This window comes from Nocardia asiatica NBRC 100129 (genome assembly GCF_000308415.1).
Taxonomy (GTDB): domain Bacteria; phylum Actinomycetota; class Actinomycetes; order Mycobacteriales; family Mycobacteriaceae; genus Nocardia; species Nocardia asiatica.
Window position 1 is genome coordinate 21995 of sequence record NZ_BAFS01000195.1, and the last position, 14478, is coordinate 36472.

At 70.1% G+C, this 14478-nt stretch carries 13 protein-coding genes; 5 read left to right on the forward strand and 8 right to left on the reverse strand.

What is annotated here, in order from left to right; translation table 11 throughout:
- Positions 1-158: 158 nt before the first annotated feature.
- On the forward strand, positions 159-2000 hold the full coding sequence (gene ilvD / locus ON27_RS19205) for a dihydroxy-acid dehydratase (RefSeq protein WP_043729200.1): 1842 nt from the start codon (positions 159-161) through the stop codon (positions 1998-2000).
- Between the two features lie 95 nt (positions 2001-2095).
- Here ilvD and ON27_RS19210 read toward each other — a convergent pair whose 3' ends face one another.
- Entirely contained in the window at positions 2096-2971 is an 876-nt protein-coding gene (locus ON27_RS19210; RefSeq protein WP_051046768.1) for a DoxX family protein, read from the reverse strand.
- A gap of 118 nt (positions 2972-3089) precedes the next feature.
- On the opposite strand from ON27_RS19210, the gene ON27_RS19215 reads away from it, so the two are divergent.
- A complete protein-coding gene (locus ON27_RS19215; protein ID WP_043729205.1) occupies positions 3090-4196 on the forward strand; it encodes a PQQ-dependent sugar dehydrogenase in 1107 nt (368 codons plus the stop codon).
- A gap of 669 nt (positions 4197-4865) precedes the next feature.
- Here the strand turns inward: ON27_RS19215 and ON27_RS19225 are convergent.
- Complete coding sequence (locus ON27_RS19225) at positions 4866-5753, reverse strand: LysR family transcriptional regulator (protein ID WP_043729212.1); 888 nt, start codon at positions 5751-5753, stop codon at positions 4866-4868.
- A gap of 79 nt (positions 5754-5832) precedes the next feature.
- Here ON27_RS19225 and ON27_RS19230 point away from each other — a divergent pair, with 79 nt between their 5' ends.
- From ON27_RS19230 to ON27_RS19240, 3 genes are all read left to right on the forward strand, one after another.
- Positions 5833-6786: an EamA family transporter gene (locus ON27_RS19230; RefSeq protein ID WP_306306953.1), complete on the forward strand. Its 954-nt coding sequence runs from the start codon at positions 5833-5835 to the stop codon at positions 6784-6786.
- The gene (locus tag ON27_RS19235) at positions 6783-7415 is read left to right on the forward strand and encodes an NAD(P)-dependent oxidoreductase (RefSeq protein ID WP_043729217.1); all 633 of its coding nucleotides are present in this window, start codon (positions 6783-6785) and stop codon (positions 7413-7415) included. The genes ON27_RS19230 and ON27_RS19235 overlap by 4 nt, the downstream gene beginning before the upstream one ends.
- A gap of 69 nt (positions 7416-7484) precedes the next feature.
- Entirely contained in the window at positions 7485-8417 is a 933-nt protein-coding gene (locus ON27_RS19240) for an SMP-30/gluconolactonase/LRE family protein (protein WP_043729254.1), read from the forward strand.
- A 16-nt stretch (positions 8418-8433) separates the two neighbouring features.
- On the opposite strand, the gene gatB is transcribed toward ON27_RS19240, so the two are convergent.
- The 6 genes from gatB to ON27_RS19270 all read right to left on the reverse strand — a co-directional run bounded on the left by gatB (position 8434) and on the right by ON27_RS19270 (position 14193).
- Positions 8434-9939, reverse strand: a complete 1506-nt coding sequence (gatB, locus tag ON27_RS19245; RefSeq protein WP_083887667.1) for an Asp-tRNA(Asn)/Glu-tRNA(Gln) amidotransferase subunit GatB — start codon at positions 9937-9939, stop codon at positions 8434-8436.
- A 64-nt stretch (positions 9940-10003) separates the two neighbouring features.
- A complete protein-coding gene (locus tag ON27_RS19250; protein WP_043729223.1) occupies positions 10004-11380 on the reverse strand; it encodes an alpha/beta hydrolase family protein in 1377 nt (458 codons plus the stop codon).
- Between the two features lie 104 nt (positions 11381-11484).
- Entirely contained in the window at positions 11485-11787 is a 303-nt protein-coding gene (locus ON27_RS19255) for a PIN domain-containing protein (protein ID WP_245560010.1), read from the reverse strand.
- 94 nt (positions 11788-11881) lie between these two features.
- The gene (locus ON27_RS19260) at positions 11882-12139 is read right to left on the reverse strand and encodes a type II toxin-antitoxin system Phd/YefM family antitoxin (protein WP_218003014.1); all 258 of its coding nucleotides are present in this window, start codon (positions 12137-12139) and stop codon (positions 11882-11884) included.
- Positions 12140-12186: 47 nt separating this feature from the next.
- Positions 12187-13221, reverse strand: a complete 1035-nt coding sequence (locus ON27_RS19265; protein WP_043729230.1) for an ATP-dependent 6-phosphofructokinase — start codon at positions 13219-13221, stop codon at positions 12187-12189.
- 81 nt (positions 13222-13302) lie between these two features.
- On the reverse strand, positions 13303-14193 hold the full coding sequence (locus ON27_RS19270; RefSeq protein WP_051046766.1) for a serine hydrolase: 891 nt from the start codon (positions 14191-14193) through the stop codon (positions 13303-13305).
- Between the last annotated feature and the right edge of the window lie 285 nt (positions 14194-14478).

The following is a 14478-nucleotide window of genomic DNA, read 5'->3' on the forward strand; positions in this document are numbered from 1 at the left end:
CCACGCACCGGCGACAAACCCGACCCGGCTGACGACCACGGACGCCGCGCCCGGCCGCACCACCGGCAGTGGACCGGCCCACCGGGAGTAACGTGGTGGACCGCCGAGCAGGCTCTGCGCCGTCGCACGTCAGCCCCCGCGACCCGAGGACCATCGAAATGCCACCGCTTCGTTCACGAACCACGACCATCGGCCGCAATGCCGCAGGCGCACGCGCACTCTGGCGCGCCACCGGCATGACCGACACCGACTTCGGCAAGCCGATCGTCGCCATCGCGAACTCCTACACCCAATTCGTGCCCGGCCACGTGCACCTGAAGAACGTCGGCGACATCGTGGCCGACGCGGTCCGCGCCGCCGGTGGCGTGCCGCGCGAATTCCACACCATCGCCGTCGACGACGGCATCGCCATGGGCCACGGCGGCATGCTCTACTCGCTGCCTTCGCGCGAGATCATCGCCGATTCCGTGGAGTACATGGTGAACGCGCACACCGCCGACGCGCTGGTCTGCATCTCCAACTGCGACAAGATCACCCCCGGCATGCTCAATGCCGCCATGCGGCTGAACATTCCGGCCGTGTTCGTCTCCGGCGGGCCGATGGAGGCGGGCAAGGCCGTGGTCGTCGGCGGCGTCGCGCAGGCGCCCACCGACCTGGTCACCGCGATCTCCGCGAGCGCGAACCAGGCGGTGTCCGACGAGGGCCTGTCCGAGGTCGAACGGTCCGCGTGCCCGACCTGCGGCTCGTGCTCGGGCATGTTCACCGCGAACTCGATGAACTGCCTCACCGAAGCGCTCGGTCTCGCGCTGCCCGGCAACGGCTCCACCCTCGCGACGCACGCCGCGCGCAGGGCGCTGTTCGAACGGGCGGGCACAGTGGTGGTGGACATCGCCAACCGCTGGTACCGGGAGGACGACGCCTCCGTGCTGCCGCGCAATGTCGCCAACGCCAAGGCATTCCGCAACGCGATAGCGCTGGACATCGCGATGGGCGGGTCGACCAACACCGTGCTGCACACGCTGGCCGCCGCGCAGGAAGGCGAAATCGACTTCGATCTGCACACCATCGAGGAGGCCAGCCGCCGGGTGCCCACCCTGTCGAAGGTGTCGCCCAACTCCGACTACCACATGGAGGACGTGCACCGCGCCGGCGGCATCCCCGCCATCCTCGGCGAGCTGCGCCGGGCCGGGCTGCTGGAGACCGACGTCACCACCGTGCACACCGCCACCATGGACGAGTGGCTCGACACCTGGGACATCCGCTCCGGCAAGCCGTCTCCGGAAGCCGTCGAACTGTTCCACGCCGCGCCGGGCGGGGTGCGCACCACCGAGCCGTTCTCCACCGACAACCGCTGGTCGTCGCTGGACACCGACGCCGAAGGCGGCTGCATCCGCGACCTCGAGCACGCCTACACGAAAGAAGGCGGCCTCGTCGTGCTGCGCGGCAACATCGCGCCCGACGGCGCGGTGCTCAAGACCGCGGGCATCGATGAGGAGCTGTTCTCCTTCCAAGGTCCCGCGGTGGTGGTGGAGTCGCAGGAGGAGGCCGTGTCGGTCATCCTCGGCAAGAAGATCAAACCCGGCGACGTGATCGTGGTCCGCTACGAAGGCCCCGCGGGCGGCCCCGGCATGCAGGAGATGCTGCATCCGACCGCGTTCCTGAAGGGCTCGGGCCTCGGCAAGGAGTGCGCGCTGATCACCGACGGCCGGTTCTCCGGCGGCACCTCCGGGCTGTCGATCGGGCACATCTCCCCCGAGGCGGCCAGCGGAGGCGTCATCGGACTCGTGGAGAACGGCGACCAGATCCGTATCGACGTGACCACCCGCACGCTCGAGGTCCTCGTGGACGACGCGGTGCTCGCCGAGCGGCGCGCGAAGATGGAGGCCTCCGAGCGGCCCTGGCAGCCGGTCAACCGGGATCGTCCGGTGACGACGGCACTGCGGGCCTACGCGGCCATGGCCACTTCGGCGGACAAGGGCGCGGTCCGTCACGTGCCCTAGGTGCGCGGCACTCGTGCAGGCACGGGCGAGGGCATCTGAACGCGAAGGCCCCTTTCTCCCGATGGGGAGGAAGGGGCCTTTCAGCTCATCCGCACTCAGTCGAAGGGACCGATGCCTGTGAGCGGGTTGCCTCCGTGCAGGTACCAGTAGGCGCCGACCGCGGCCGCCACCGCGAGGAGCAGGACTACGAAGGAACCCGCGGCAGGGCGAACGGCCCAGCCCCGGTTGCGGTCGAAGGACAGCCGGCCGGGGCCGGTCAGGATGATGACGGCGGCGACGCCGGCGAGGATGCTCTCCAGTTCCACCGCTCCCGGCCCGGCCTTGTACTGGAACCCGGGAGCCATGCCCTGCTTCCAGGCCCAGGCGTCCAGGATCACGGCGAGAACCGCGCCCGCGGCCAGCGGAGTGGCCAGCCCGAGAATCAACAGCGCGCCACCGCCGACCTCGCCCGCGGTGAGCAGGATCGCGGACACGGTGGGGTGGTCCCAGCCGCTGCGTTGCATCATGTCGCGGGTGCCGTCCAGGCCGGGGCCGTGGAACCAGCCGGTGAGCTTCTGCAAGCCGTGGTAGAGGAAAGTGGCGCCGACGACCGAACGCAACAGCAACAAACCGAGATCGAGGGTGCCGCGGCGGGTCTCGCCCGCGCGGCGGCGCAGCCGGCCCGTGTCGTTCGGCGGGGCCGGAGCCGGCGGGATGCTGGCGTACTCGTAGGTGGGCGCCGAGCCTCCGGCGGCCTTGCTCTCGGCGGTGCTCGGAACCTCCGGGTCGAGCCCGAGTTCGTCCTCGGTGCGCGGGACATCCTTGGACAGCTGGGGCCGCTGGGCCGGATCCACTCGCGCGAATTGCTCGGTCGGCGAGTCGTACGGGCTGGTCACTCCTCGACCGGTGGACGACACCGCCGACTGCTCGGCCGTGGAGGGAGCGGACTTCCCGGCCGTGGATTCGGCTGCTTCTTTCGGCTTGTCGGTCACGGTCATCACCCTATGCCGCACCGCGGCGCGGCGGGCAAGTACGGTCCGGCGTGTCAGTGTGGGCGCAACACCCACCCGGAGGGGGCGCGGGCGACGGAATTTCCGTAACGTCTGGGCTATGAGTTTGGTTGTCGTGGGCCGCGTCGCGGCGAGCTTGGCGCTCGGCTCCGTCCTGCTGGTCGGCTGCGCCCGGTTCGACGATTCGGCGTCCAGTCCGTTCACCCCCGAACCGACCCTGCGCGGAGCCAACATCGACCCGAAGAAACCGAGCCAGCCGCCCACCTCGACCACCCGGCCGAGCGGACCGTGCATCGATCCCGACCCGGCGGTGGTGGCCACCTGCCTGGACACCACCGGCGGCCTGGTCACGCTCCCCGACGGCGCGCTGGTCGCCGAGCGCCGCACCGGGCGCATCCTGAAGGTGGTCCCGGAGCAGCCGCCGGTCGAGATCGCCCGGGTGGAGGTGGACGGCTCCGGCGACGGCGGTCTCAGCGACATCGCGCTGTCGCCGACCTACCACGAAGACGGCCTGATGTACGCCTACATCACCACCTCCAGCGACAACCGGGTGGTCCGCATCGCCGACGGCGGTGCCCCGAAGGACGTGCTCACCGGAATCCCGAAGGGCGCCACCGGCAATCACGGCGCGATCGACTTCGTCTCCCCCGACCAGATGCTGGTGCTGACCGGGGACGCGGGCAATCCCGCCGCGGCCGCCTCGGCGGGCTCGCTCGCGGGCAAACTGCTGCGCGTGAACTCACCGGTACCCGGCCGCACGCCCGCACCGGAGGTCGCCGTCTCGGGCATCGGCACCGCCGGAGACGTCTGCCGCGACAGCAAGGACAGCATCTGGATCACCGACCGCACCGCCGCCGAGGACCGGTTGCAGCGGCTCGGCGGCGACGGCGTCGTCACCACCATGTGGACCTGGCCGGACCGCCCCGGCGTCGCGGGCTGCGCCGCCGCGACCGACGGCGTCGCGATCTCGCTCACCCACGCGAAGGCCCTCACCATCGCCGCCGCCGACCCGAACACCCACGCCGTCACCGCGGCGCCGACCCTCGTGGCCCAGGACAAGTACGGGCAGCTCGGCGGCGCAGCGGTCGGCGCCGACGGCACGATCTGGGTGACCACGGTGAACAAGACCGACGGCCAGCCGGGGCCGTTCGACGACCGCGTCGTCCGCATCCCGCCCCCGCAGGCCGGCGGCGGCGGACCAGACTGAGTTTTCGGCCGCGCGGGCGCGGCGGGTTCGCGGCCCCTTGTGGTTCGCGTCCGAGCGGCCGCCGCTGGCGACTTCGTCGCGGACGCGGCGGCCGCTCGGACGCGAACCGGGCCGCGAACGGCGCATGCTCGGTCTCGCTTCGCTCGAAACCGGTAGTTGGGCTGGTGTGGTTGCGTGGAGTCGTGGCAGCGGACCTCGGCTCTACCGTTGCCGGTGGCGCGGCGGCGACTCGTGATCGGCTCGGACACGAGCGAACGGGTGCGCGGGGCAGTGTGCGGTCTCGCTTCGCTCGAAACCGGTGGTCGGCTGGTGCTGGTCGGGTCGGGGCCGAGCGTGCGTCTCGCGGGGCCGCCGTGAATCGGGCCGCGTGATGGCTTGCTGCGGCATTCCGGGCCGTGTAGCCGCACCGCCCGCGGGCGCGAGCCACCGACTACGTGACTTATCGGACGGAGTTCTTTCCCTGATGGGTGAGATCGTCGACTCCGACGGACGCGAACTGCTCCGGTGCGGACACCGATGCCGTTTCGCCGAGCAAGCCGTCTTCGCCGAGCGCTGTGCGCACTCACTGCCACGCTTGCTCAAGGCGGACAGGACGCGGGTGCCTTGATCGGCAGTTGATGCTCGGGGAGGACCTGGAATCGGGGTACCAGGATGGCGGAATACGGAGTTTCAGGGTTCGTCGCGGTCGGGCGGAGTGATGCCGAGGATGGTGAGGAAGGCGGTCGCGGCGGGTGGGCGACTGCGGCTCCAGATGACGTATTCGACCCGGGCCGGTGCGTCGGCGACCTCGAGGGTTACCACGCCCTCCAGTTGCGGCGCGTAGGCGGAGGGGAGCATGGCTACGGCGAGGCCGGGTCTGACGAGTCGAGCGATATAGTCCGCGCTGGTCACTTCGAAGGCGACGTCCCGGTCGAGACCGGCGGCCTCGAAAGCCTGGTCGGATTGCAGACGTCCGGCTGTGCCGGCCGGGAGGTCCACAAAGACTTCGCAGGAGAGCCTGCGCAGGTCGACGGTCGGCTCGCCGGCGAGCGGATGGTCCGGCGCGACCACCGCGACGAGCCGGTCACGGGCGAGGGCGTGGGCGGCGACGCCGCGCGGACGCGCGGTGGTGGGCAATCCGAGGAAGGCCACGTCGATGGCTCCTTGCTCGACCTTCTCGACGAGTTCCTCGCTCGCGCCCACCCGCAGGCTGATGCGCACGTGCGGGTATCGCCCGCGGAAGTCACGCAATGCCTCCGGGATGTCGACCGCGGCGACGGTGGGAATCAGGCCGACGGCGAGCCGTCCGCGTACCTCCCCGACGGCCGCGGCGACCTCGGCGGCCGCGCGCTCGGCGGCGTCCAGGCACTGGCGGGCGGCCGGGAGGAACGCCGCTCCGGCAGGCGTCAGGCGCACCCGGCGGCTGGTGCGCTCGAACAATCGCGCGCCCAGTTCCCGTTCCAGGCGGGCGATCTGGTGGCTGAGCGCGGACTGCACGACCAGGCATCGTTCAGCGGCCCGGGTGAAGCTGTTCGTCTCGGCGACGGCGAGGACGTAGCGCATCTGCTGAAGCTCCATAGATCAATCTTGTATCGAGATCGATGGAGTGACAAACATGTGTTGGACTCATTGATCATCGCCAGGCGAGACTGCGGGAGTGAAAAGTGCGACAGCGCAGGCGATTCCCGGTGGCACCAGCGGAGACGGCTCCCGGGGGAATCTGCCTCGCGCCATCTTGACGGCGCTCGCTCCGGCGTCATGGGGCACGACCTATGTCGTCACCACCGAACTTCTTCCCCCGGGCCACCCCCTGTTCGCCGGGCTGCTGCGCGCGTTGCCCGCGGGCTTGATCGCGCTGGCGCTCACACGGACGCTGCCGCGGGGAGCGTGGTGGGGGAAAGCCGCGATGCTGGGCGTGCTCAACATCGGGCTGCCCTTCCCACTGCTGTTCCTCGCCGCCGAACGCCTGCCCGGCGGAGTCGCCGCGACTTTGGCGGCCGCCCAGCCACTTGTCGTCGCCGTCCTGGCCGTGGTGATCCTGTACGAGAGCCCGTCCGCCTGGCGTCTCGCCTGGGGCGCGATAGGCGTCGTCGGGGTCGGCCTGGTGGTGATCGGCCCGAAGGCGGCATTCGACCTCGCCGGGATCATGGCGGGTCTGGGCGCCGCGGCCTCGATGGCGCTCGGCCTGACGTTGACGAAACGGTGGGGACGGCCCGCTGAGGCAAAGCCCACCGCTTTCGCGGGCTGGCAACTCACAGCGGGCGGTTTGTTCCTGCTGCCCGTCACATTCCTCGCCGAGGGCGCGCCTCCGGCGATCGGCCCGCCCGCTGTCCTCGGCTACCTCTGGCTGGGCCTGATCGGCGGCCTGCTCGCCTACGTCGTGTGGTTCCGCGGCATCGGCACTTTGCCGGTCACTTCGGTCGCGGTTCTCGTCCTGCTCTCGCCGCTGGTCGCCGCGGTTCTCGGCGCGGTTCTGCTCGGCCAGACCCTCGGGCCGATTCAACTCGTCGGCTTCGCGCTCGCACTCGCCGCGATCGTCGCGGGACAGTTGCCCGCCCCCACCCGTACGCCCTCTGTCGCGACACCCGCACTCGAAAGGACATCTCGATGAAGATCGCCGTTGTCGGAGCCACGGGCATGGTCGGCTCACGCGTCGTCGGCGAAGCCGCCGGCCGAGGCCACGCACTCGTCGCCGTGTACCGGCGACAGCGTCCCGCCGTCCTGCCGCCGGGAGCGACGGCGGTGGAGGGCGACGCGAACGACCCCGCGGCGATGAGCGAACTGTTCCACGGCGCCGACGCGATCGTGGCCGCGACCCGTCCGGCCCTCGGGCAGGAACACACCGTCACGGCGACCACGGCGGCCCTGCTGGACGCGGCCAGGGCCACCCGGACGCGCATCCTCGTGGTCGGCGGGGCCGCCCCGCTGCGCGCCCCAGGACGCCCGGACCGGCTCGTGCTCGACAGTCCGGAATACGTACCGGAAGCGATCCGGCCCATCGCCGCGGCCAGCGTGGCGCAGTGGGAGATATGCCGAGCGCACGCGGCCGACTGGGTCTACCTCAGTCCGCCCGCCGTCCTCGAACCCGGGGAACGCACCGGAGGCTATCGACGCGGCACCACCACCCTCCTCACCAGCGCCGACGGCGCGTCCCGGATCTCCGCCGAAGACTTCGCCGTGGCGGTCCTCGACGAGCTCGAAAGTCCTAGCGGGAACAAGCGCTTCACCGTCGGTTACTGAGTGCGAGCCGCGGCGCCACGCACGTCGTACCGAGATCCGGAGACCCATGACGACATCGGGAACGCCGAGATGAAGCGAGCTTTCGGTATCGCGGTCGCGCTCGCCTGCCTCGGCGCGACCGCGCTGGTATCAGCCGATCGGCCGCAGCGTCCGGTTCTTCCGGCCACGTTCGACCTGCCCGCCGGGTTCCAGCCCGAAGGTATCGCGATCGGGTCGGCGCCGTTCGCGTATTTCGGCTCGCGGGCCGACGGCTCCATCTACCGCGCCGGCCTGCTGACCGGCCGGGGCGACATCGTGAGCCCCGGGCCGGGGACGCCGGCGCTCGGGCTCCAGGTCGACCGGCACGGTCGACTTTTCGTGGCCGGTGGCACCGGAGGCGACGCCCGCGTCGTGGATACCCGCACGGGCGCGGTACTGGCGAGCTACCGCCTCGGCACACCGCCGGAAACATTCGTCAACGACGTGGCGCTCACGCCCACAGGGGCGTGGTTCACCGACTCGTACTCGCCCGTGCTGTACCACCTGCCCGCGGGCGAGAATGCTGCGCTGCCGCCGCCCGCGGCGGTGGTGCGCCGCCCGCTGACCGGCGATATCCGCTACCAGCCCGGAGCGATCAACGCCAACGGGATCGTGCGCACCCCCGACGGCACGGGGTTGATCGTCGTCCAGTCGGCGACGGGCCTGCTGTTCCGCGTCGACCCTGCGACGGGCGCGACACGGCGGATCGATCTCGGCGTGGCACTGCCCAACGGCGACGGACTGCTCCTGCACGGCAGCACACTGTTCGTCGTCCAGAACCGGTCCAACGCGATCGCCGTGGTCGAACTCGATCCCGCGGGCTCGACGGGCACGGTCGTGCGACGCGTCACCGACCCGCGCTTCGACGTGCCGACGACGGTCGCGGCCTTCGGGGCACACCTGTACCTGCCGAACGCCCGATACGGCACGCCGCCGACTCCGGCCACGCGCTACAGCTTTGTCGCCGTCGATCGACCCCGGTGAAGCGCCGGGGCGGCCCCTAACTGCAGGCGGCGAGAACGAGTTCGCGGACCCGGGCCGCGTCGGCCTGGCCCCGAGTCGCCTTCATGACGTCGCCGACGATCTTGCCCGCCGCCTGCACCTTGCCGGAGCGGATCTTGTCGGCGATGTCGGGGTTGGCGGCCAGCGCCTTCTCCACCTCGGACTGCAAGGCGCTGTCGTCGCTGACCATGCCGAGCCCCTTGGCCTCGACGATCTGCGCCGGATCGCCCTCCCCCGCCAGCACGTGGTCGACGACCTGCTTGGCCACCTTGTTGTTGATCGTCTTCGCGTCGACCAGCTTGATCACTTCGGCGACCTGGGCCGGGGTGATCGGCAGCTCGTCCAGCGCGACCTCGCGCTCCTTGGCCTTCTCGGTGAGGTAGGCGACCCACCAGGAACGGGCCTCGTTGGCCGGGGCGCCCGCGTCGACGGTGGCGATGATCAGGTCCAGCGCGCCCGCGTTGACCAGGTCGCGCATCACCTCGTCGGACAGGCCCCAGTCGGACTGGATGCGCGCGCGGCGCAGCCACGGGTACTCGGGGATGGTGGCGCGCAACTGCTCGACCCACTCCGCGTCGGGCGCGACGGGCTCGAGGTCCGGCTCGGGGAAGTAGCGGTAGTCCTCGGCGGTCTCCTTGCGGCGGCCGGGCGAGGTGGTGCCGTCGGCCTCGTGGAAGTGCCTGGTCTCCTGCACGATCGTGCCGCCGCCCGCGAGCACCGCCGCCTGCCTGCGCATCTCGTAGCGCACCGCGACCTCGACGCTGCGCAGCGAGTTGACGTTCTTGGTCTCGGTGCGGGTGCCGAATTCCGTCGCGCCGACGGGCATCAGCGAGACGTTCGCGTCACAGCGCAGCGAACCCTGCTCCATCTTGACGTCGGAGACGCCGAGCGACTTCAGCAGATCCCGCAGCGCCGTCACATAGGCCCGCGCCACCTCCGGCGCCCGCTCCCCCGCGCCGGTGATCGGCTTGGTGACGATCTCGATCAGCGGCACGCCCGCGCGGTTGTAGTCCAGCAGGGAGTGGCTCGCGCCGTGGATGCGACCGGTCGCGCCGCCGATGTGCACCGACTTGCCGGTGTCCTCCTCCATGTGCGCGCGCTCGATGTCCACCCGGAAGGTGCTGCCGTCGTCGAGCAGCACGTCCAGGTGCCCGTTCGTGGCGATCGGCTCGTCGTACTGGCTGATCTGGTAGTTCTTCGGCTGGTCGGGGTAGAAGTAGTTCTTGCGCGCGAACCGGCCCCACGGGGTGATCGCACAGTTCAGCGCCAGGCCGATCCGGATCGCGGACTCCACGGCCTTCTGGTTGACCACCGGAAGCGAACCGGGCAGTCCGAGGCACACCGGGCACACCTGGGTGTTCGGCTCGGCGCCGAACTCGGTCGGGCAACCGCAGAACATCTTCGTCGCGGTGGACAGCTCGACGTGGACCTCCATGCCGAGCACCGGCTCGAACCGGGCGATGACATCCGAGTAATCCATCAGGTCGACCGTGGGTGCGCTCATGGCCATCAGTTTAGGTAAGCGCTCCCGCCGCAGCGCGGCGGCTCTCGCGTCGTGCGGCGCGGCGCTACTTCACCGGGACCCGCTGCCGCAGCCAGCCGGTGACGTAGTCGAGCACCTCGGGAGCGACGGTCGTCTCGATGGTGCTGTACTCACTCGGACGACCGGTCTCGGTGGGCTGCATCAAGTGGTTGAGGCCGGGGAAGACGTGGACGGTCGCGTCGGGGTCGGCGGCGAGGTGGTCACGCATCGGCTGCTCGCTCTGCGCCGGAGGCACCTGGAGGTCCTGGGCGCCGAAGAACGCGAGCACGGGAACGCGCAGGGCGGTGAGGGCGGGCGCGGGGTCGTAAGCAATCAGTGCGGCCAGATACGGCGTGATCTGCGCGGCCGCCTGGTCGTCGGGGACGCGCTGGTCGGCGGGCAGGGCCTGGTTCTGCCGGACGGCCAGTTGCTTCGCGCCCGCCAGGTCACCCGCTTTCAGCAGGGCGGCCAGTTCGGCGGTGTCGCGTACCCGGGCGTCCACCTGGTCGGGCGGGACGCCGTTGGCCGCGGCGATCAAGCGGGTCTGTTCGACGAGCACGTCCGAGCCGGGGACGCCGGGTCCGGCCATCAGGACCGCGAACGCGACGCCGCTGTCCGGGCGCGTGGCGACCAGCGGCGCGAGGTAGCCGCCCTCGCTGTGCCCGAAGAGTCCGACCCGAGCCGGGTCGATGTCCGGGCGTGCGCGCAGGTAGCGAACGCCCGCCGCGGCGTCCTCGGTCAGGTCGGCGTAGTTCGCGTCCTCCAGTCGGCCGCCGGTGCCGCCGACGCCGCGGTCGTCGGTGCGCAGCACCGCGTAGCCCGCGCGGGTGAAGGTGTCGGCCAGCAACAGGAAGGGCTTGTGACCCATCAATTCCTCGTTGCGGTCCTGCGGGCCGCTTCCGGTGATCATGAGGATGGCCGGGAACGGCCCCGGCCCCTGCGGTTCGGTCAGCGTGCCCGCGATGGTGATATCGCCGTTGCGATAGGTGACCTCCTCGGTCCGGTACGGGAACGGCGGCTTCGGTTCCTGCGGACGGGCGGGCGGTTCGATCTTGCCCCGGCTCAGCGCCAGCCGGAAGCTCTGGCCCGCCTGCGTGAAATCGCCCGTGATCTGGTCGGTTCCGGACTCGTACCGGCCGCGGAACACCGGGTCGCCCGGGATGTCGGGGATCGTGAACGACACGCCGTCGCGGTCGGAGCTGACGTCTTTCAGTTGCGCAGCCGTCACACCTTGCGAGGGAATGTCGATGGTGGCGGTGCCGTCGTCGCGAAAACTCACTCCTATTTGCAGGGGCTGCCCGGGGACCTCGATGTCGCCGTGCCAATCACCGGTGGTCGGCTCGGGCGGATTCGACTCCGAACACCCGGCCACCAATGCGGCGATCACGAACAGAGCCAACGCGATCAGTCGCCCACTGCGCATGCTGTCAGCGTACCGATCATCGAGACGGGGCCCACCGAGTCAGCGCCAGCGGGTCGGCGCCTCCTGCGGCCGACCGTGGCGACTCGACCGCCTGTCGATGAGAGTTACACAGGAACTACTGTCAGTACCTGCTCGAGCCCGTGAAAATCCTTGGGATTGCGGGTGTACAACGGTAAGTCGTGTACCGACGCGATCGCGCCGATCATCAGGTCGAATTTGCGCGACTTCGGACTCCGGCCGCCGACCGTGAGCAAGCCCACCATCAAGGTGAAGCGCCGGGCCGCCTCGGCGGTGAAAGGCAACGCCTCGAAGACGTTCTCGAACTCTTGCAGCCGTTCGGTGCGGAACAATCGAACGGTGGGATCCGGCGCTGCGGCAACTCCCAACCCTAGTTCGGCCAGGGTCACGGTGCTGATTCTCGATACCACCGGAAGCTGTTCGTCCGGTATCGCATCGAGATCTATGAGCACGCACGTGTCCAGTAGACCCAACTCGGATCGCTCACTCGTCATCGAGCCGGTCTTCCCCGAAGACCGCGTCCACCTGCGCACGTTCCTCGACGCTGGACCCCGCCGCTGCGAAGCGAGCGAGCCGCCGCTTCAGCTCCGCGGTGGTGATCTCGCGGACCGACGACAAGGGCCGCAGCTCTCCCACAGGGCGACCATTGCGGGTGATGATGAAGTCTTCCCCCGCCTCCAGCGCATCCATCACGCCCGCACTTCCGTTGCGCAGCTCGGCTTGGCTGATAGTCCTGGACACTTCGCCAGTATAGCCGCGCATGCTATGCGAGGCTATAGACCCTCCCACTACCCGAAGAACGCCTCTACTTCGCGATAGCGATCCGCGGGCACCCGCTTGAGCTGCTTGGTGGCTTCCGACAGCGGGACCAAGTCGATGTCGGTGCCGCGCAGCGCGACCATCTGACCGAACTTGCCCGCGTGCACCGCCTCCGCGGCGTGCAGGCCGAACCGGGTGGCCAGCACCCGGTCGTACGGCGTGGGGCTGCCGCCGCGCTGCACGTGACCGAGCACCGTGGTGCGGACCTCCTTGCCGATGCGCCGCTCGATCTCCACGCCGAGCTGCTGGGCGACGCCGGTGAAGCGCTCGTGGCCGAACTCGTCGATACCGCCCTCGCGCAGGGTGAATCCGGAATCCGGCGCCGGATGCGAGCCCTCGGCGACGACGCAGATGAAGTGCTTGTCGCCGCGCTGGAAGCGCCGCTTGATCATGGCGCACACCTCGTCCACCTCGAACGGGACCTCCGGCACCAAGGTCAGGTGCGCGCCCGCCGCCATGCCCGCGCTGATCGCGATCCAGCCCGCGTGCCTGCCCATCACCTCGATGAGCATGACGCGCTGATGTGACTCGGCGGTGGTGTGCAGCCGGTCGATCGCCTCGGTGGCGATGCTGAGCGCGGTGTCGTGGCCGAAAGTGACGTCGGTGCAGTCGATGTCGTTGTCGATGGTCTTCGGGACGCCGACCACCGGGACGCCCTCGTCGGACAGCCAGCTGGCGGCGGTGAGCGTGCCCTCGCCGCCGATCGGGATGAGCGCCTCGATGCCGTTGTCGTCCAGGGTCTGCTTGATCCGGCCCAGACCGGCGCGCAGTACGTCAGGATTGGTGCGGGCGGTACCGAGAATGGTGCCGCCTTTGGTGAGGATGCGATCGGTGCGGTCGTCGTTCCTGATCTGGATCTTCCGATCCTCCAATAGGCCGCGCCAGCCGTCCTCGAAGCCGACGATCGCGTCTCCGTAGCGGCCGTTCGCGGTGCGAACGACGGCACGGATGACCGCGTTCAGTCCTGGGCAGTCTCCGCCTCCGGTCAGAACTCCGATGCGCATGGCCGCTATCTTGCCCCTCATGTCCGTTCTGGGCAGCCCCGACCCCGTGAACGGTACGTAACACTCACCTGGCCGAGGGGCTCAGGCCGCGGCGCAGCGGCCCCCGGACAGCTCGTCGAGATGCTGCGAGACGACCGTGGCGAGCTTGTCCAGGACGTTCATGCCGTCGTTGAACGTTCCCGACTCGGGCTGCACCGCGATGGCGATCGCGATCTGCCCGGTGGGGATGTTGATGATCCCGAACTGCCGCACCAGGTAGGCGCCCGAGGCGTCGGGGCCCCACCCGCCTTTGAATTCGGCGCCGGTGAACTCGCCGAGGCCCCAGCGCTGGCTGACCACGACCTGTTCCATCAGCGCGGTCACGCGCTCGGCCTGGGGCAGGCAGGGCAGGCGCGAGGCGAACCGCACCTGGTCGGTCAGCGACCACTCGGCCTGCCCGAAGGCCGAATGCTCGGAGCGGGCGCGGGTGGCGGGCACGACGGTCTTGTTGTCGCCGCCTTCGCGCAGCACCGCCTGCACGGCCTGCGCCGCCTCCTGCGCGGTGCCCAGCGATTGCCACAGCACGTCGGCCGCGGCGTTGTCGGACTGCGTGATCGCCGCCGAGGCGGCGAAATTCGAGCTACCGGGGTTGCGCCGCAGCGCGGCGATGGTCAGCGGAACCTTCATCGTCGACCAGGCCGGGCCGCTGGTCCATTCGCCGAAGGTGACCACCTGCTCGCCGCCGACCGGCATGATGGCCATGCCGAGCTTGCCGCGTACGCCCGCCGCCAGCTCGGCGTAGCTCGCGGCCAAGGTGCCCGGCAGGATGAGCGACAGGCCCTTCTGGTCGGTGCGCGCCGCGGCCTCGGTGATGGTGGGTTCACTCGATGCCGGATCTTCCGCGCGATTGTTTCCGCATCCGGCGACCAGAGAGACGACGAGCGCCGCGCAGCCGAGAGCGTTTCGAGCTTTACGGAATCGATCAGTAAGCATTTTCGACACATTTCTTTTCGCGAACTCGGCCGGCTTGCGAGACAGGTGCGGCATCCCGGCACCGCACCGGCCCGCCTCGCCGACCGCCCGCCGCGACGGCAGGGGCGCGGCCAGGGGTCGGCTGATCCTTGTGGCCCCGCCGGATGACGACGACGTGGTCAACAAGCATGGACACCTCCACCTACCCGCCCGATGTCGCCGAGCGGCCGGGATCGGCATCGGCGACGCTGCTCGCCGCCGGCCTCACCCGAGAACTGCTTCTCGTTATCCCGGAGAACGTACTAG